Origin of the sequence: Alloalcanivorax xenomutans (assembly GCF_900217905.1) — a bacterium.
Taxonomy (GTDB): domain Bacteria; phylum Pseudomonadota; class Gammaproteobacteria; order Pseudomonadales; family Alcanivoracaceae; genus Alloalcanivorax; species Alloalcanivorax xenomutans.
This window is the reverse complement of record NZ_OBMO01000005.1, coordinates 40890-57929: the sequence shown is the minus strand read 5'-3', so window position 1 is coordinate 57929 and position 17040 is coordinate 40890. Positions and strand designations below refer to the sequence as shown.

The 17040-nt window shown below is 61.3% G+C and carries 13 protein-coding genes; 5 read left to right on the top strand and 8 right to left on the bottom strand.

Annotated elements, in window-relative coordinates:
- Window positions 1-5: 5 nt before the first annotated feature.
- From pgi to CRO06_RS05225, 4 genes are all read right to left on the bottom strand, one after another.
- Entirely contained in the window at window positions 6-1649 is a 1644-nt protein-coding gene (gene pgi, locus CRO06_RS05240) for a glucose-6-phosphate isomerase (protein ID WP_031228616.1), read from the bottom strand.
- Window positions 1646-2926, bottom strand: a complete 1281-nt coding sequence (locus CRO06_RS05235; RefSeq protein ID WP_055100623.1) for a nucleotide sugar dehydrogenase — start codon at window positions 2924-2926, stop codon at window positions 1646-1648. Before CRO06_RS05235 ends, pgi begins: the two co-directional genes overlap by 4 nt.
- On the bottom strand, window positions 2916-3797 hold the full coding sequence (galU, locus tag CRO06_RS05230; protein ID WP_022996162.1) for a UTP--glucose-1-phosphate uridylyltransferase GalU: 882 nt from the start codon (window positions 3795-3797) through the stop codon (window positions 2916-2918). Before galU ends, CRO06_RS05235 begins: the two co-directional genes overlap by 11 nt.
- A 311-nt stretch (window positions 3798-4108) precedes the next feature.
- Window positions 4109-5278, bottom strand: coding sequence for an MFS transporter (locus CRO06_RS05225; RefSeq protein WP_063140761.1), 1170 nt, complete (start codon window positions 5276-5278; stop codon window positions 4109-4111).
- A gap of 185 nt (window positions 5279-5463) precedes the next feature.
- On the opposite strand from CRO06_RS05225, the gene CRO06_RS05220 reads away from it, so the two are divergent.
- Window positions 5464-6855 carry an aminotransferase-like domain-containing protein gene (locus tag CRO06_RS05220; protein WP_097057916.1) on the top strand — a complete coding sequence of 464 codons (1392 nt, stop codon included), beginning with the start codon at window positions 5464-5466 and terminating at the stop codon, window positions 6853-6855.
- Between the two features lie 136 nt (window positions 6856-6991).
- On the opposite strand, the gene CRO06_RS05215 is transcribed toward CRO06_RS05220, so the two are convergent.
- The 4 genes from CRO06_RS05215 to galE form a co-directional block, all read right to left on the bottom strand.
- Complete coding sequence (locus CRO06_RS05215; protein WP_097057915.1) at window positions 6992-8965, bottom strand: polysaccharide biosynthesis protein; 1974 nt, start codon at window positions 8963-8965, stop codon at window positions 6992-6994.
- A gap of 696 nt (window positions 8966-9661) precedes the next feature.
- The gene (locus tag CRO06_RS05210) at window positions 9662-10438 is read right to left on the bottom strand and encodes an ElyC/SanA/YdcF family protein (RefSeq protein WP_097057914.1); all 777 of its coding nucleotides are present in this window, start codon (window positions 10436-10438) and stop codon (window positions 9662-9664) included.
- A gap of 18 nt (window positions 10439-10456) precedes the next feature.
- Window positions 10457-11071, bottom strand: coding sequence for an acetyltransferase (locus CRO06_RS05205; RefSeq protein WP_097057913.1), 615 nt, complete (start codon window positions 11069-11071; stop codon window positions 10457-10459).
- A 200-nt stretch (window positions 11072-11271) separates the two neighbouring features.
- Window positions 11272-12282, bottom strand: a complete 1011-nt coding sequence (gene galE, locus CRO06_RS05200) for a UDP-glucose 4-epimerase GalE (RefSeq protein ID WP_026950035.1) — start codon at window positions 12280-12282, stop codon at window positions 11272-11274.
- A 233-nt stretch (window positions 12283-12515) separates the two neighbouring features.
- On the opposite strand from galE, the gene CRO06_RS05195 reads away from it, so the two are divergent.
- The 4 genes from CRO06_RS05195 (at window position 12516) to CRO06_RS05180 (ending at window position 17039) form a co-directional block, all read left to right on the top strand.
- On the top strand, window positions 12516-14180 hold the full coding sequence (locus CRO06_RS05195; protein WP_097057912.1) for an AMP-binding protein: 1665 nt from the start codon (window positions 12516-12518) through the stop codon (window positions 14178-14180).
- The gene (locus CRO06_RS05190; protein WP_097057911.1) at window positions 14177-15346 is read left to right on the top strand and encodes a thiolase C-terminal domain-containing protein; all 1170 of its coding nucleotides are present in this window, start codon (window positions 14177-14179) and stop codon (window positions 15344-15346) included. The genes CRO06_RS05195 and CRO06_RS05190 overlap by 4 nt, the downstream gene beginning before the upstream one ends.
- Window positions 15347-15372: 26 nt before the next feature.
- Window positions 15373-15792: a Zn-ribbon domain-containing OB-fold protein gene (locus CRO06_RS05185; protein ID WP_179746485.1), complete on the top strand. Its 420-nt coding sequence runs from the start codon at window positions 15373-15375 to the stop codon at window positions 15790-15792.
- Between the two features lie 110 nt (window positions 15793-15902).
- Window positions 15903-17039, top strand: a complete 1137-nt coding sequence (locus CRO06_RS05180) for a type 2 periplasmic-binding domain-containing protein (RefSeq protein ID WP_097057909.1) — start codon at window positions 15903-15905, stop codon at window positions 17037-17039.
- Window position 17040: the final 1 nt, after the last annotated feature.

The following is a 17040-nucleotide window of genomic DNA, read 5'->3' as shown; positions in this document are numbered from 1 at the left end:
CCCCTTCAAATGTCTTGTAATTGACGGACATAGTCGGCCAGAGCGCGGGTGGAAGCATCCAGCTCATCGGTGGATTTTCCGCTACTCAGCACCTGGACCATGTCCTTGGCAATGCGTTTCCCCATCTCCACCCCCCACTGATCAAATGGGTTGATGCCCCAGAGCACCGCCTGGACGAATACCTTGTGTTCATAAAGTGCAATGAGCGCTCCCAACTGCCGTGGAACCAGCTCCTCCAGCATGATGGTCGTGCTCGGCTGGTTACCGCGATAGTGCATGAAGGCCGGCCATTCTTCATTGGTCGGCAACGCACTCTCTCCCAGCGCCAACAATCTGGATTGGGCCAGACAATTGGCCACGGTGAGGCGGTGCTGATCTTCCAAGGGTTGCAATTCCGCACTGTTGCCGTTACGACGACCGTGGCGCGCGGCAACGATGAATTCGCAGGCAACCGGCTGTGTGCCCTGGTGCAATAATTGATAAAAGGCGTGCTGAGCGTTCGGGCCCACTTCCCCCCAGATCACTGGGCAAGTGTGATACTTCACCGTGGCACCATCACGGGTAACGGACTTGCCGTTGGACTCCATTTCCAGTTGTTCAACGTACGCGGGCAAGTGCTTGAGGCGGCCATCGTAGGGCAGTACTGCCCGGGCAGTTATATTGAGAAAGTTAAGATTCCAGACGTCAACGAGCCCCTGCATCACCGGGATATTCTCTTCCCAAGGGGTATCCCGGAAATGCCGGTCCATGTCATGGGCGCCAGCGAGCAGCTCGCGGAAATAATCCATGCCCGTGGTCAAGGCAATGGGCAGGCCAATGGCGGACCACAATGAGTAGCGCCCTCCCACCCAGTCCCAGAGTTGCAACTGGTTATCCGGGTGAATACCCCACTCCGTCATGCGCTCCGGCTGTGCGGAAACGCCGATAAAATGGCATCGCAGAGCCGCGCCGTTCATATCAGGAAAGGCACCTGTCAGCCAGGCCCTGGCGGTAGCGGCATTACTCAGGGTATCCACGGTCGTGAACGACTTCGACGACACCACCATCAGAGTCGTGGCCGGGTTCAGTTCGTCCAATAACGGCGCAATCTGGCTGCCGTCCATGGAGGAAACAAAATGAACCCGAGGACGTCTACCGACCGATGGAAAATGTTCATGAAGAGCGACCGAAGCCATCAGAGGCCCCAGGTCGGAGCCCCCCACACCGATATTGACCACATCGGTAATAGCATCGCCCTGACACCCTCGCCACTGCCCTGAATGAACCCGGTTGACGATGCGTTCCATCAACGCCAGTTGTTGGTGGACTTCCGGCGCCTGAGCCTCACTCTCGCGAAGACGCCAGTGCATGGCAGGCCGGGATTCGGTCCAGTTCACGTCCCTGCCCTCGAACAGACACTGAGTCCATTGATCCAGCCCACGCTCCCTGGCCAAGGCTCGCAGCAGGGAAAGGGTCTCAAGGGTGACGCGTTGTTTACTGAGATCCACCAACAAACCACAGGCACGCAGATTCAGGTGATCAAAGCGATTGGCATCCTTGGCGAAAAGATCCGTCAGATGCCATTCTCTAGCAAACTGGGCATGTTCACGCAATGTCGCTTCGGCCTGACGCGCCATGGAAGTGTCATGGAGAGGCAATGCCACTGTCATACCCTCCCGATACCGTAATACTGGAAGCCCTTGCTCTTGACATAGGACGGGTCGTAAATATTACGCCCATCCAGAATCAGGGGTACTTTCATCACCCCCTTTAAGCCAAGCCAATCCGGACTCCAGTATTCCTTCCATTCGGTAACCACCATCAAAGCGTCACAGTCGTGAACAGCATCGTAACTGCTTTCGTGTAGCACCAAAGGACCCCGACCGTCAGCCCAGCGTGCCAGCTCCGGTAGTGCCAGGGGATCATGCACATGAATTTCCACGTCCTGGGCCCACAATGCTTCTATCAGGCGAAGAGCCGGGCCGTTGTCCACCCGGTCCGAGCCAGGCTTAAATGCCACGCCCCAAAGCGCAACTCGCCGTTGAGAGACTTCACCCTCGTAGTGTCGCCAGAATTTTCGGAACAGAACTTCCTTTTGACGTTCATTGATCTGCAGCACCTGCTCCAGGAGTTCCGCATCAATGCGACGACTGCGCAGCGTATCGGTCAGGCTCATCACGTCCCGGCTGAAGCCGGGCCCGCCAAACCCGCAGCCGGCATACAGGTAGGCTTCGCCAATGCGCGAGTCCGATCCCATACCCTGCCGGATAACATCGATATCAACGTCCAGTTCCTCCGCCAGCAGGGCCATATCGTTCATAAAGCTCAGACGAGTGGCCAGCATGCCACTGATAGCGAGCTTGGCGAATTCGGCTTCCCGGGGTCGCATCACCTGGATGACGTCCTGACGTCGATTGAATGGCCGCAAAATTTCGCGAATCATCCCTTCTGCAGCCGCGTCGTCACATCCCAGCAAAATATGTTCCGGCCGGGTAAACCCCTGCAAGGCCCGCCCTTCCTGCAACGTATCCGGCAAGCACACCACCGGTATCGCTTCACCCCGCTCTGTCATTCCCTGCCGCAGCTCCTCAGTGGTTCCCACTGGAAACACGCTCTGGTTAATCAACACCTCACATCCTGGCCGTTGAACCAGCCAGGCAAGGACTGCGTCCGCCAATTCCCGAGCACCCGGTTGCAGCGCCATAAACACCGCGGGAGCGGGTTCCCCTGGCAGTCCTCCCATGGCCTGTATCGTCAGATGTTTCGCTTCGACTTGCTCACGAACCAGTGCCATCAAACCGGGTTCGTGGTAGCCCTCTCCGTCGTTTTGCAAGCTTTGCCAGTAGTGCCCTTCAGGCAAGAGCCATGTGACCAGATGGCCGGTCTGTGCCAAAGCCGCCGCGGTTACCGCCGCGCACAGCGTATCTCCAACTACATCAATGCGCACAATGCCGCTCCACGATGTCCCGGGCCACCGGAGCCAACTCAGGATGCCTGAGAGCGAAGTGTATGAAAGCCTCCAGATAACCCGCTTTATTGCCACAATCAAAGGTTTTGCCCGTCATCGCATAGGCTTCCACCGGGGCCTGACCAATCAATTCGGCAATGGCATCGGTCAGTTGGATTTCGCCGCCAGCACCTGGCCGTGTTGTTTTTAGCAAAGCCATGATCGAACCGGGCAGAACATAACGCCCCACCACGGATAAATTGGATGGCGCATCTTCGGGGTGAGGTTTTTCAACCACCCCGTTCATCACACGGCTTTCCCCACGTACTGGCGCGGGTCCTTCCAGTGATACCACGCCGTATTGATCGACCCGATCCATGGGTACGGGTTCCACCATAACCTGTGCCGCACCAGAGTTCTGATAGCGCTCGATCATCGCCCCCAGATCCACGCCCTCATCCGCTGCCTCCAATAAGACATCCGGCAGCATCACCACGAAAGGTTCCTCACCAATCACTGGAGCGGCCTGCAGTACCGCATGCCCAAGGCCCAGCGGCTCACGCTGACGAACGCTGATCACGCTGACGTTTTCCGGAATCACATTACGCAGGCTTTGACGTAATGATTCCTTGCCTTTGGCTTGAAGCTGGGCATCCAATTCCGCGTTGATGTCAAAGTAGTCCTCGATGGCCCCCTTGGCAGCATGGTTAACCAGAATGATCTCGGTAATACCAGCCTGAACGGCTTCCTCCACTACCCAGTGAATAGCCGGCCGGTCCACAATCGGCAGCATTTCCTTGGGAATGGACTTGGAAGCGGGCAGCATACGTGTACCAAGCCCAGCCACCGGAATCACCGCCTTGGAAATCATCTGTCACTTCCCCTAACCAATACGTTTCACACAATATACAGGGCACCCATCCCCTCATCTCGCCATGTTCTGGGAATCGCGGCGCAATCATTAGACACGGCCGAAGAAATGAGCACCACGAATTCTACCTACTTGACCATGCCCTGTCCTTGGACGAACCGGCTCTCCTCGCGCTATCACATAAGTTTTACCGGACATTGCACTCTAAGGAAGTGCCGGGGCGGGGGCCATGGCCTTGGAGACATGAATTTCAGAGAGCAGCCACGAAGCCGCTGTAGGAGCTTCGTGGTCCAGGCTGCGAGGCAGCAGATCTACTCGCTATTCGCGGCCAGGCGATCCTCCACCGTAATGGACTTACCATGGAGGTGAACGATCGTCGCCAAAACCCCGATAGTCAACGCCATTCCGTATACAATCAGCGCCACCTGATGCCCCCACAGGTCCACCAGAACCCCGGTCACTATAACCGGCAGAATGAAGCCGAAGTACGCCATCAGGAAGAACCCGGCGCTGGCGGCGGCACGGCGTTCCTCGCCCAGCGCCAGCACGGCGCTGAGGCCGCCCAGGTAAATGAAGCCATAGCAGGCGCTGCTCGCCAGCACCGCGCCCGCCAGCACGCCGGCGAATTGCCCGTGCAGCGCGCCCCAGGCGATCAGGCTGTAGGCCACCGGCAGGATCAGCAGTCCGATGCGGGTGGAAATGCGCGATGGCAGCAGCCGGGCCAGGGGCTGGAACAGCACGCCGCAGCTGCAAGTGGCCAGCACCGCGAAGCCGGACCACTCGCTCAGTCCGTGCTTTTGCAGTGCCGAAGGCAGGATGGCGATGACCAGCCCCACCGTGCCCCAGGCCAGCAGGATCGCCCATCCGAAGATCAACGAACCCGCCGGGAAGAACGGTAGCCGGGCCAGCGGCGCTAGGCTTGATCTGGCCGCGTCATCCCTCAGGCCGGCGACCAGCACAAAGGCCAGCGCCGCGGCCAGCAGATAAAGTGGAAAACTGGGCGGTGTCAGGCTACTGGCTTGTAGCAGAAACAGGCTGGTCACCGCCGGGCCCAGACCGAAGCCCAGAGAGGTGGCGGCGGTGACCCAGTTGGCGGCACGCCGGTGGTCCCCACCGGAGAACAGGTCATACATGTAACCGGGCGCCACGCTGGAGGCCAGCGCCGTGGCCACCCCGACCAGGAAACGGGCGGCGCCCAGGGCCAGAATTCCCGGGGCGACCAGGGTCAGCGTCGTCGCCATCAGACACAATACCAGCGCCGCCAGAATCAGCGGCTTGCGCCCTACCCGCTCCGACAAGCCATTCAACGCCAACAGCACGGGGATGATGCCGAATACATAGCAAGCGAAAGCCACCGTGGTGGCTCCAACGCCAACACCGTCCTTGGCGGCCAGGGCGCTATACAGCGGCGCCTGGAGGTTGGAAGCGGAGGTGATGATGCAGAGGGCAAAAGCCAAACGCAGGGCGTCGAAACGGCGCATAACGGACCTTGAGAAAACGGGATACATGGGCCGCCTCACTCGGGCACGCATGCGCGCCCCGACCTGGGCGGGACCACACCATGGTCGTATTCGCCGGATTCGACGGTAAGGTACACTTGGCTCTGGTTATTGATGAACTGTTGCGGGTTTTCCGGTAACGGTCGCGGGTATCACAAGGACTTGGCATGAAGCTGGATATGGACCCGGACTCGGGGCTGCCCATAGTGCTACAAATCGAAGATGGGATCCGCCGCTGGATCGTGCGCAACGGCGCCGGCGGCGGCAGCCGCCTGCCCTCCATCCGCCGCCTGTCCAGTGAACTGCATGTGAGCCGCAATGCCGCCATTGAAGCCTATGAACGCCTGGTGGCTCAGGGGCTGGTACGTTCCAAGCCCGGGTCCGGCTTCTACGTGGCGGATGGCGCCGCCAGAATGCTGGCCGGCACCGAGCCGGTCTCCGAGGAGGAGGTCGCCGACGATCGCTGGAGCCTGTTTCAGAGCGACGCTTCCACGCTGAAGCTCGGCTGCGGCTGGCTGCCGGGCAGTTGGCTGGAAGTGGAAGACCTCTCCTACGCCATCCGCCAGGTCACCCGCCAGGACAGCGCCGGTATCCTCGATTACAGCACGCCCCTCGGCACCCCGGAGTTGCGTTCACTGATCAGAGAGCGCCTTCGGCTGCTCGGTATCGACGCCGGCACTCAGCAGATCCTGCTTACCGGCGGCGGCAGTCATGCTCTGGACCTGCTGGTGCGGCTACTGCTGAAGCCTGGCGACACTGTGTTCGTGGAATCGCCGGGTTACTACAATCTGCTCGGCCTGCTGAAGCTGCAGCAGGTGCAGGTAGTGGGGGTGCCTCGGCTGGCCGGCGGGCCCGACCCGGAGCGCATGGCGCACCTGCTCAAGACCCACAAACCCAAACTGTTTTTCACCAACAGCGTGTTCCAGAACCCCACCGGCACCACTCTGGCGCCAACCTTTGCCCACCGCATCCTGCAACTGGCGGAGCAGCACGACTTCCAGATCGTCGAGGACGATATTTATGCCGACTTTCAACATGAGCCGACACTACGTCTGGCGGCCCTCGACGGCCTCAGGCGGGTGATCTATCTCGGCAGCTTCTCGAAAAGCCTTTCCAGCTCACTGAGGGTGGGATTTATCGCCGCGGCACCGGCGCGGATCAAGCCGCTGGTGGACATCAAAATGCTGACCAGCATTTCCGCCTCCCGTTTCTCCGAGCAGGTGGTCATGACCATGTTGCAGAACGGCGCCTACCGAAAACTGGTGGAGCGGTTGCGCACGCGGCTTTCCGCGCAAATGGTCACCGCTCTCAATCTGGTGCGGTCGGCGGGTTGGGAGGTTCATTCGGAACCGGCGGGAGGCATGTTCATCTGGGCCCGTTATCCGGGCGTGGCGGATTCGCAAAAACTGGTGGATCTGGCCCGGCAATCCGGCGTCAGCCTGTCCCCGGGGCACCTGTTCCTGCCCGGTGAAACGGCCTCGCCCTGGTTGAGGCTCAATGTGGCTTATACCCGTGACCGGCGGGCGATACGGTTTTTGAATGATCCGCTGGGAATGTGATCGCCCTTTCGACGGCTTGTTTCTCAGCCGCTGCAGGAGCCTGCCTGCAGGCGAATTGGGCATTGGGCTTCAGGCCCAAAAGATTCGCCTGCAGGCAGGCTCCTACAGCAGCGGCTCAAGAAAAGATTGAAGGAACTCAGTGCGTTGGCGAAGGCGCCTTGTAGGGAGCCGCCTTCTTGTGCACGGCCTGATCGGCGGTCGGCCGTAGAACCAGAGCGTCGTCGTCATCCTGACGTGGCTGGTAGCCGTTCACATAAGAACGCAGCAGAGCACGCAGAGCATCCTGATCACCGCGTTCCAGCGCGGTACGGAAACGGTCCAACGCCTCGTTGATCTCAGCCGGCGTCAACTTCTCTTCGTGGGCCTGCATGATCATCTCATGCTCGGTTTCGATGGAGCACTCACCGATCAGCAGTTCCTCATACAGCTTTTCACCAGGACGCAAACCGGAGAACACCACTTCAATGTCACCGTCCGGGTTGGTGGCGTCGCGCACACTCATCCCCATCAAACGAATCATGGTGGTGGCCAGATCCATAATCCGCACCGGCTCGCCCATATCGAGCACGAACACCTCACCGCCCTTGGCCATGGCACCGGCCTGAATCACCAACTGGGCCGCCTCGGGAATGGTCATGAAGTAACGGATCACGTCCGGATGGGTCACCGTCACCGGGCCACCTTGCATGATCTGCTTGCGGAACAACGGCACCACCGAGCCGGAAGAACCCAGCACGTTACCGAACCGCACCATGGAGAAAATGGTGTTGTCGCTGCTGCTGGCCAGGGACTGCAGTACCAGTTCGGCGAAGCGTTTGGTGGCCCCCATCACGTTGGTGGGCCGCACCGCCTTGTCGGTGGAAATCAGAATGAAATGCCGCACCCCGGCATCCCGCGCCCCTTCGGCGGCGGCCAGGGTGCCAATGATGTTGTTGCGCACCCCGGCGTCCGGGTTGGCCTCGACAATGGGAACGTGCTTGTAGGCGGCCGCATGATAAAGGGTATCAATGCGCCGTTCCTCGCACAGGCTCTTCACCAGCCCCCGGTTCACCACGGAGCCCAGCATCGGCACCAGCTCGATGTCCTTACCGCTCTCCCGCAGCACCCCGCTCAGTTCCCGCTCGATGTCGTACAGCGCAACCTCGCTCTGCTCCAGCAACACCAGGCAGCTCGGGTTCAACTTCAGAATCTGGCGGCACAACTCGGACCCGATGGAGCCACCGGCACCGGTCACCATCACATGCTTGCCGCTGATACAGCGGCTCAGCAAATCCAGCCGCGGCGGCACCGCGTCGCGGCCCAGCAAATCCTCGATGGCAACATCCTGAATCTCTTCCAGGCGCGCCTTGCCGCTGGCGATATCGGCGAAGGCCGGTACCGTCTGCACCCGCACATCCAGTTTCTCCAGCCAGCTCACCACCGCCATGCGACGCTGCCGGGACAGGTTCGGCATCGCCAGCAACACGGTGCGAATACGCTCTTCCGCCACCGCCTGTTTCAAGGTCAGACGATCCACCACCGGCACACCAGAGAGCAAAGTGCCCTGTTTGCCCGGATCGTCATCCACCACCAAAACCGGATGCAGCTCCCGCCCTTGTTGTAAAGCGGTAACCAATTGTCCTCCGGCGCCACCGGCGCCATAAACCGCCACCGGCTCGGTGGTAAAATAGCCGGACATAATCCGGTACAGGAACCGCCGTGCCAAAAATCGGCTGGACCCCAAATACAACACGCCCAGGATCCAGAAAATCAAAAACACGGACCGTGGCACCATCGCCGGCACCATATAAGAGAGGCTCGCTAAAACCACCACCGTGGCGGTCATGCCGAGCACCACCGACCAAGCCACCTCGGCACCGAGGTAACGGACAATGGAGCGGTAAAATCCAAGGAGATAGAGCGCGGGCAGCCCCACCAGCACGGTCAGCGGGAATAACCAAACATCTTCGATTGGCGGGAACAGATTGCCGAAACGCAAGGCGTAGGCGGTCCACAACATTACCGGCAGTGCCACCGCGTCCGCCATCAGCATGATGGCCCGTTTTTGCCAGCGGGAGCACTTGAGCACCCGAGCCACGGCACTGTGCAGTGGTGATGAAGCGGTATGCATAGGACCTGTCCTTAGTCGTCTCAATGTCAACAAAAGAGAGCCATTATCATGTGATGCGGTTCACACTTCCAGGCCCGCACGTAACGTTTTATAGCCCGCGCGTTAGGTAAACCGAGTGTAAATGTGAATGCGTGACACTCTTTGTGACGCACCCACGACGCCCTGCTGTTTTTGCAATAATTTAACGTTTTTACAGCAACCGGCTGAGCAGGAAAATCCCCCATTCAGGGGATTGACAACACCTGACCGAATCCATCCGGTGAAGGGGCGGTATAATAGCAGGTTTAATACCCAAGGAAGTACTTGGAAGCGACATTTTTGTAACAGGGGAAAGAGCAACATCGGCTCAGGAAGCAACACTCCGCAACATTTGGTAATTGTAATCGGCGTGGTGACGCGGCATGCTCGGATTATCGCGCAATGGATGAGCAACAACATGGATGTGGCCGGAGCGTGATGATCAAAGCTTTCTTTACGACATTATCTCCTTTTGATTTCGCATTCCGCGCCTCTTTCAGAGGCGCATTTTATTTCATATTTCCCACATATCCTGAACATAGCCACGAAGCCGCTGTGGGAGCTTGCCTGCAAGCGAACGGGCTCTTGGTCCCCAACAGATTCGCTTGCAGGCAAGCTCCCACGGACAGGGCGGGCTCCCACAGCGCCTTCGTAGTCCTGTCTGTGGAAAGCTGCGGTTTACCGCGTGCCCCCCTGCCACCAGGCCCCCAACCTCTCCCACCAGCTCAGTTCCAGCACATAGAGCGGCTCCGCTCCCGGCAAACGGTCCCCCCAGTCCGCCCGCCCCAGCCCCGGGGTCCAGTAGGGCCCAGCCGGCGCCGGCACCGCATCAATGCCATGCTGGCGAAACAGCGCCAACGCCCTCGGCATGTGCAGTGCCGATGTCACCAGGATCACCCGCTCTTCCGGCGGCACCCAGCGGGCCACCGCCCGGGCTTCCTGCTCCGTATTCAGCGCATCCGGGGAGCGCCAGATCGCTTCCTCCGGCACGCCCCAGGCCGTCGCTACCTCCGCCATGGCATCCACCGAGGTCACGGTGTCCGGAGCAGCGTCCGGGGCGCCTCCGGATACGATCAGCCTGGCCGAGGGTTGCAGTTGAAACTGGCGCACCCCTTCGGCCAGCCGGGCCAGGGAATGGGGTCGTAATCGGGAAGGCGGCGGCAACGCAGGATCATCCAGAGCGCCCCCACCAAGCACCACCACCCAGGATGCCGGCGGCGGCGTGGTCAGTGGCGGATAGGCGTGTTCAAGAGGGCCGCCGAGCCAGCGGGCGTTGCCCGGCATGGTGAACAGCAACAGCAGCACCGTGCCGGTGGTCACCATGGCCAGCGCCAGACGGCGTGCCCGGCCCCACCAAAGCAACACCGTGCCGCAGATCAGAAGCAGCAATACCGGCGACACCGGCATCGCCAAGGAGGCCACGACCTTGGCCCATTGAATAGTGTCCAGAGTCATCGGGGGAAAACGGGCTCCTTATCGCGCCGGCACACCCATGATGGTGACGCCGTCGGGCACATCGTGCAGCACCACGGCCCCCGCGCCCACCACCACGTTAGCGCCAATGGTGACCCCCTCCTTCACCACCGCGCCAATGCCAATGAAACTGCCCTCCCCCACGGTCACATCACTGGCCAGATGCGCGCCGGGGCAGACATGGACACAAGCGGCCAGCCGGCAATCCCGGTCCACCGTGGCCCCGGTATTGACGATGCAGCCCATGCCCAGTACGCAATCCACGTTGACCACGGCGCTGGCGAACACCACGCTGCCCGCGCCCATCTCCGCGAACCGGCTCACCGACGCATGGGGATGAACGATGGTCGCCAGGGTCGCTCCCGACTCCAGCAGTTCCGACAGTTTCTGCAAGCGGACATTATTGCGCCCGATACCGACGGTCACCGAATCCATGGCGCCGAGTTCCTCCAGCAGCTCGCCACTGCGACCAGAAACCTGCCAGCGCCCATTGGTCTGCTTCCTGGGCCAGGCGTCATCGTAAAAAGCGATCTTGCGCCACCCCGACGCAATGGCGGTATCGGCGATGACTTTGCCGTGCCCCCCGGCTCCCAGAATCCCCAATGAACGCGTCATGGCAACCTCCTTGGTCTGGTCAAAGCGTCCTTTCCTTGTATCACCGACCCGCACCACACGCCAGCGGGATTACATTGCTGCTGCTCTGTAGCGCCTCTGTGGGAGCCAGCCTGCTGGCGAATGGTCTTGTCTCCAATCACCGCAACAATTCGCTTGCAGGCAAGCTCCCACAAAAAGCCTACAAAGCGTCGGGACGGCGCCTAGCGATACCCCTCGGGATTACTCTCCTGCCAGCGCCAATGGTCCGCGCACATGGCGTCCACGCCACGGGTGGCTTTCCAGCCCAGTACCTGTTCCGCGTGAGTCGGGTCCGCATAGCACACCGCCACGTCACCGGGCCGGCGCTCGACGATGTCGTAGGGAATATCGCGACCGCTGGCGCGGGCAAAGGCCCGCACCATATCCAGCACACTGTAACCCTGGCCGGTGCCCAGATTGGTGGTGATCAGCCCCGGACCGGTCAGCGCCTCCAGCGCCGCCAGATGGCCCTGAGCCAGATCCATGACATGGATGTAATCCCGCACGCCAGTGCCATCCGGCGTGTTGTAATCACCTCCGAAAACACGCAGTTTTTCACGCTTGCCCACCGCCACCTGGGCAATATAAGGCATCAGATTATTCGGCTCGCCGTTGGGATCCTCGCCGATACGACCGCTCTCGTGCGCCCCCACCGGGTTGAAATAACGCAGCAACGCCAACCCCCAGGACGGCTCGGCGCGATAAAGATCGCGCAGCATGTCCTCGATGTGGAGCTTGGTGGCGCCATAGGGGTTGGTGGCGCTGAGCGGGAAATCCTCGCGGATCGGCACCGTGGCGGGATCGCCGTAGACGGTAGCGGAAGAGCTGAACACCAAGCGGCGAACGCCAGTCTTCTCCATCGCCTCCAGCAGGCGAATCGTACCCACCACGTTGCAATCGTAATAACGCAGCGGTTGAGCCACGGACTCGCCCACCGCCTTCAGGCCGGCGAAATGCACCACCGCTTCCACCTGGTGATCCCGCAACACCTGCTCCATGAGCCCGCCGTCACGGATGTCCCCTTCCACCAGCGCCACGCTTTTGCCCGCCAGTGCTTCCACCCGGCGCAGCGATTCGGCGCTGCTGTTGCTGAAGTTATCCACCACCACCACCCGGTGGCCCGCTTCCAACAGCAGCAATACCGTGTGAGAGCCGATATAACCGGCACCACCGGTGACCAATACCGTCGCCATCTTGATTCCTTCTCCTTTGTACGCGTCCTGGATGCTTGGAGTGGTTGCTACCTTAATCGTTTCCCACGGAGAGGGCTACGAAGCCGATGTGGGAAGCTTGGTAGCTCCTCTGTGGGAGCCAGCCACCTCACCCGCATACGTCTAGCCAGTTGACGCAAGAACAGGAGTGTCGCCCGTTCTAGGCTGACCGGTCAGTCGAGCCTGCCCTTCCCCGCCAACAAGGAGAACCGATCATGGCCAGCGAGCCGTCTCTGTTGCACAAAACCATTCCCGACGTGGCCCGGGACGCGGCCGAGCAATGGCCGGACGGTGTCGCGCTGCGTTATCACGGAGAATCGATCACCTTCGCACAGCAATACCAACGGGCCTGCGCGTTGGCCAAGGGACTGAGCAACCTGGGTATCGGGCCCGGCGATCACGTGGCCACCCTGATCGGCGGCCGCCCGGAATGGTTCTATCTGTCCTACGCCATCAGCCTGCTGGGCGCGGTGATCGTGCCGATCAACGTGACATTCCGCCGTCAGGAACTGGAACACGTGCTGCGCTGCGCCGACGTCAAGGCGCTGGTGACCATGGACGAGTTCCGCGACGTGGACTATCTGGCCCTGTTCTCCGAACTGCTGCCGGAACGGGTCGGCGCCGCGCCGGGCTTCCTGCACAGCCAACGCTTCCCCCATCTGAAAACCGTGGTAACGCTGAGCCCGGCGGGCAGCACCCACGATGGCTGTTTCGACTTCAACGACGTCATGCGCTCCGGCGCCCATGTGCGGCCACAGGAAGTGGAGGCCTGGTTCGCCCGGCTCTCCCCCAGCGCACCGTCCTATATTCTGTTCACCTCCGGCAGCACCGCCTTCCCGAAACCGGCGTTGCGCAGCCACGGCAGCAACGTCGCCATCGCCGGGCACCTTTATCAATCCACCTTTCGCATGAAACCCGGTGACCGCCAGCTCGGCATGTCGCCCTTCTACCATGTCGGCGGCTGTATCTACACCACCCTGGGCAACGCCTTGTTCGGCGCCACCACGGTACTGATGGACTACTTCGAAGCGGGCCACGCCCTGAAGCTGATCCGCGAGGAAGGCATCACCTGCATGGGCGGCTTCGACACCCACTACCGGGCCATGTCGGCGCACCCGGACTTCGCCGATACCGACGTCAGCGGAGTCGACCGCATCATGCTGGCCTGCGGTCCCGAGTGGTACGACAAAGTTCGCGAGCTGGGCTTCGGCCACGCCTCGGTCACCCACCACTACGGCTTCACCGAAGGCACCTCGGTGGCGGTGCCGCCGGAAGAAAACGACGAGGTCGTGCGCAAGAACAGTAACGGCCGTCCTTTCCCCGGCTGCGAAGTAAAAATCGTGCACCCGGAAACCGGCCGTGAATGCGCCGCCGATGAACCGGGCGAGATCTGCGTGCGCGGCTGGTCACTGTTCCTCGGCTACTACAAGATGCCGAAGCAAACCGCCGAGAGCATGGACGACGAAGGCTTCTTCCACACCGGCGACTACGGCTGGAAAGACGCCGGTGGCAACGTCTACTACCGGGGCCGTTTCAAGCAGATGGTAAAAACCGGCGGCGAGAATGTGTCGCAGCGGGAAGTGGAAATGTTCCTGGAACAGCACCCGCATATCGCCACCGTGCAAGTGGTCGGCGTTCCGGACGACCGCTGGGGCGAAGCCGTTACCGCGGTGGTGGAAACCCACCCCGGCAAGGATTTGGAACTGGAAACCCTGAAAGCCTTCTGCAAGGAACGCATCGCCGGCTTCAAGATACCCAAACACCTAGTGGCGATAACGCGGGAAGAATGGCCGATCACCCTCACCGGCAAGTTCGACAAGCCGGCACTGCGCACCCTGGCCATGGATAAACTGGGACTGAACACCGGGGCCGCGTCATGAGCCGCTATCAACCGGACACCGCCGCCATCGCCGGCATCGGCGAAACCGAATACACCCGGGGCACCGACAAAAGCGGTCTGCAACTGCTGATGGAAGCCTCGCTGAAAGCCTGCGCCGACGCCGGTATCGAAAGCAGCGCGGTGGATGGCCTGGTGATGACCTCACGGGTGGGCACCAACGAGGACTTCGTCGCCGGCCTGGGCATCACCGATCTGAAGTTCCACGCCCACATCAAGATCGGTGGCGCCAGCCCGGTGGCCGGGTTGCATCTGGCCTGCCATGCGGTGGCCTCGGGCATCGCCGAACGGGTGCTGGTCAGCGCCGGCCGCAACGCCTACAGCAGCATGCGCCTGGGCGCCACCGACTCCGGCCCCCGGGTGGTGTGGCCCGGCGACGACATCCGCCGCAACCTGGAATACCCCTACGGCATGATCGCGCCGATGCAGTGGTATAGCCTGCACGCCAACCGCTGGTTCCATGAAACCAACGCCAGCCGCGAAGGGATGGCCACGGTGGCCTTGAACACCCGCCGTCACGCCCATCTGAATCCACGCGCCTGGTTCCGCGACCGCCCCATGAGCCGGGAAGACTACGACGCCTCCCCGATGCTGGTAACGCCGTTCAAGCTGCTGGATGTGTGTCTGGAAACCGACGGCGCCGCCGCCATTCTGGTCACCCGCGCGGACGCCGCGCGCCGCGCCGGTGGCAAGCCGCCGGTGTACGTGGCGGCCACCGCCGAAGGCCATCCCGATTCCCCGGACGATCTCAGCAATCGCCCGGACATTCTCGGCATGGGCATCGGCAAAGCGGCACCGCGGGCGCTGGACATCGCCGGCATCCGCCTGGACGAACTGGATTTCGCCGAGATCTATGACTGCTTCACGTTCATCGTGCTGCGGCAATTGGAGGAAATCGGCTTCTGCCAGCGCGGCGAGGCGCCGGACTTCGTCGCCAACGGCCGCATCGCCCTGGGCGGAGAATTACCGCTGAACACCCACGGCGGCTTGCTCTCCCAGGCGCACATCTCCGGCATGAACCACGTGGTGGAAGCGGTGCGCCAGCTGCGCGGCGACGCCGGCCAGGCCCAGGTGGCCGGCGCCCATCTCGGCCTGGTCACCGGCTATGGCGATTTCGGCGACGGCGCCATCGCCATCCTGCACAACTAATGGTCACAGGACCCAGCGAGGACACCATGGGTAACCCCGTTCAACGCCCCCTGCCCGACATCGAGGACCCGCTCTATCAGGCTCACTTCCAGGGCCTGAAAGACCAGCAACTGCGGGTACAGCAATGCGACGCCTGCGGTCAGTTGCAATGGCCGCCCCGGGACCTGTGCAAACAGTGCCACGGCGATCGTTTCCACTGGCCGGTCATGCCCGATCAGGCGGTGGTTTATACCTATTCCGTGGTGTACCGCGCGCCCCACCCCTGGTTCAAGGAACATCTGCCCTACGCCATCGTCGTCGCCGAACTGGAAAACGGCTTAAGACTGCTCGGCAACGCCTTCGGCGTAGACGTGGAGAAGATTCAATGCGGCGTGCGTGTGAAAGCGCACTTTCAGCACGACGAGGATAGTGGTGTCTGCTTTTTGCGGTGGGTGCCGAAGCAATAATTCGCCTGCAGGCAGGCTCCCACAGAAGCCTTAACCACGGAGCCGCTGTGGGAGCTTGCCTGCAAGCGAATCAACCAACGCCATTCCTAAAACAAATCCAGGAGCGTTCCATGAATCCCATCAAAACGATGCTGATCGGCATCACCGCACTCACCCTGTTCACCCTGGCCGGCTGCTCCAGCGAAGCCGGTGATGCCGCCGATACCAACACCGGAAAAAGCGCTGAAACGTCCCAAGAAACCTTCACCTGGAAAATGGTCAGCACCTGGAGCGACACCTCCCGCTCCGGCGAATACGAGCAGGAATTCGTTGACCTGGTGGACCAGCTCAGCAACGGCCGCCTGAAAATCAAACGCTATTCCCAGGGCCAATTGGTGAGCCCGACCCAGGTACTCGACACCGTCAGCAAGGGCACCGTCCAGGCCGGCGGCGACTGGCCCAACTACTGGTCCGGCAAGAACACCGCCTTCGATCTGCTTGGCTCCCACGTAATGGGCTTCAGCGGCTACGATTTCTTTCAGTGGATCTACGCCGCCGGCGGCCTGGAGCAATACAACCGCATCTACGGCAAATTCAACACCGTCTACTTCCCGATCACCACTCTGAGCACCGAATCCGGCATCCGCTCCAACGTGCCGATCCGCGGCCTGGAAGATTACAAAGGACTCAAGGTGCGCATCGCCGGCCTGATCCAGACCCGGGTAATGACCGAGCTCGGCGCCTCGCCGGTATCCATCGGCGTCTATGACGTTTATGAAGCCTTGCAACGGGGCGTGGTGGACGCCGGCGAAGTGGGCGGCCCGGATTCCGACGAAATCCTGCACCTGCAGGACGTCACCAAATACTGGTCCACCCCGGGCTGGCACCAGAGCGCGGCGGTCTATGGTATCGCCATCAACAAGGATGCCTGGAACGAACTGCCCGAGGACCTGCAACACATCGTCGCCACCGCCAGCGAAGCGATCATGGCCCGCTCCACCGCCGTCCGCAACTATGTGGACGGTGTCGCCGCGCACCGCTTCGAGGACGAGTACGGCATCGAGGTCAACCAAATGCCCGACCAGGATCTGAAAACCATCGAAGGCATCGTCAACAAGGCGGTACGCGACATCGCCGCCAAGAACCCGGACTTCCAGGAAGTGCTGGAAAGCCAGCAAGCCTACCTCAAAGCCTACGCGCCCTACCGCCGCATGCAGGGCCCCTGGAGCTTCGGCACCAATGAACTCAACGGCTACCGGCTGGATTGAT

Excerpts from the sequence above, each read along its gene's own strand:
- CRO06_RS05210 (WP_097057914.1), bottom strand. The coding sequence starts at position 10,438 with ATGACTCTGGACACTATTCAATGGGCCAAGGTCGTGGCCTCCTTGGCG.
- pgi (WP_031228616.1), bottom strand. The coding sequence starts at position 1,649 with ATGACAGTGGCATTGCCTCTCCATGACACTTCCATGGCGCGTCAGGCC.
- CRO06_RS05185 (WP_179746485.1), top strand. The coding sequence starts at position 15,373 with ATGGGTAACCCCGTTCAACGCCCCCTGCCCGACATCGAGGACCCGCTC.
- CRO06_RS05195 (WP_097057912.1), top strand. The coding sequence starts at position 12,516 with ATGGCCAGCGAGCCGTCTCTGTTGCACAAAACCATTCCCGACGTGGCC.
- CRO06_RS05190 (WP_097057911.1), top strand. The coding sequence starts at position 14,177 with ATGAGCCGCTATCAACCGGACACCGCCGCCATCGCCGGCATCGGCGAA.
- CRO06_RS05205 (WP_097057913.1), bottom strand. The coding sequence starts at position 11,071 with ATGACGCGTTCATTGGGGATTCTGGGAGCCGGGGGGCACGGCAAAGTC.
- galU (WP_022996162.1), bottom strand. The coding sequence starts at position 3,797 with ATGATTTCCAAGGCGGTGATTCCGGTGGCTGGGCTTGGTACACGTATG.
- CRO06_RS05225 (WP_063140761.1), bottom strand. The coding sequence starts at position 5,278 with ATGCGCCGTTTCGACGCCCTGCGTTTGGCTTTTGCCCTCTGCATCATC.
- CRO06_RS05180 (WP_097057909.1), top strand. The coding sequence starts at position 15,903 with ATGAATCCCATCAAAACGATGCTGATCGGCATCACCGCACTCACCCTG.
- CRO06_RS05215 (WP_097057915.1), bottom strand. The coding sequence starts at position 8,965 with ATGCATACCGCTTCATCACCACTGCACAGTGCCGTGGCTCGGGTGCTC.
- galE (WP_026950035.1), bottom strand. The coding sequence starts at position 12,282 with ATGGCGACGGTATTGGTCACCGGTGGTGCCGGTTATATCGGCTCTCAC.
- CRO06_RS05220 (WP_097057916.1), top strand. The coding sequence starts at position 5,464 with ATGAAGCTGGATATGGACCCGGACTCGGGGCTGCCCATAGTGCTACAA.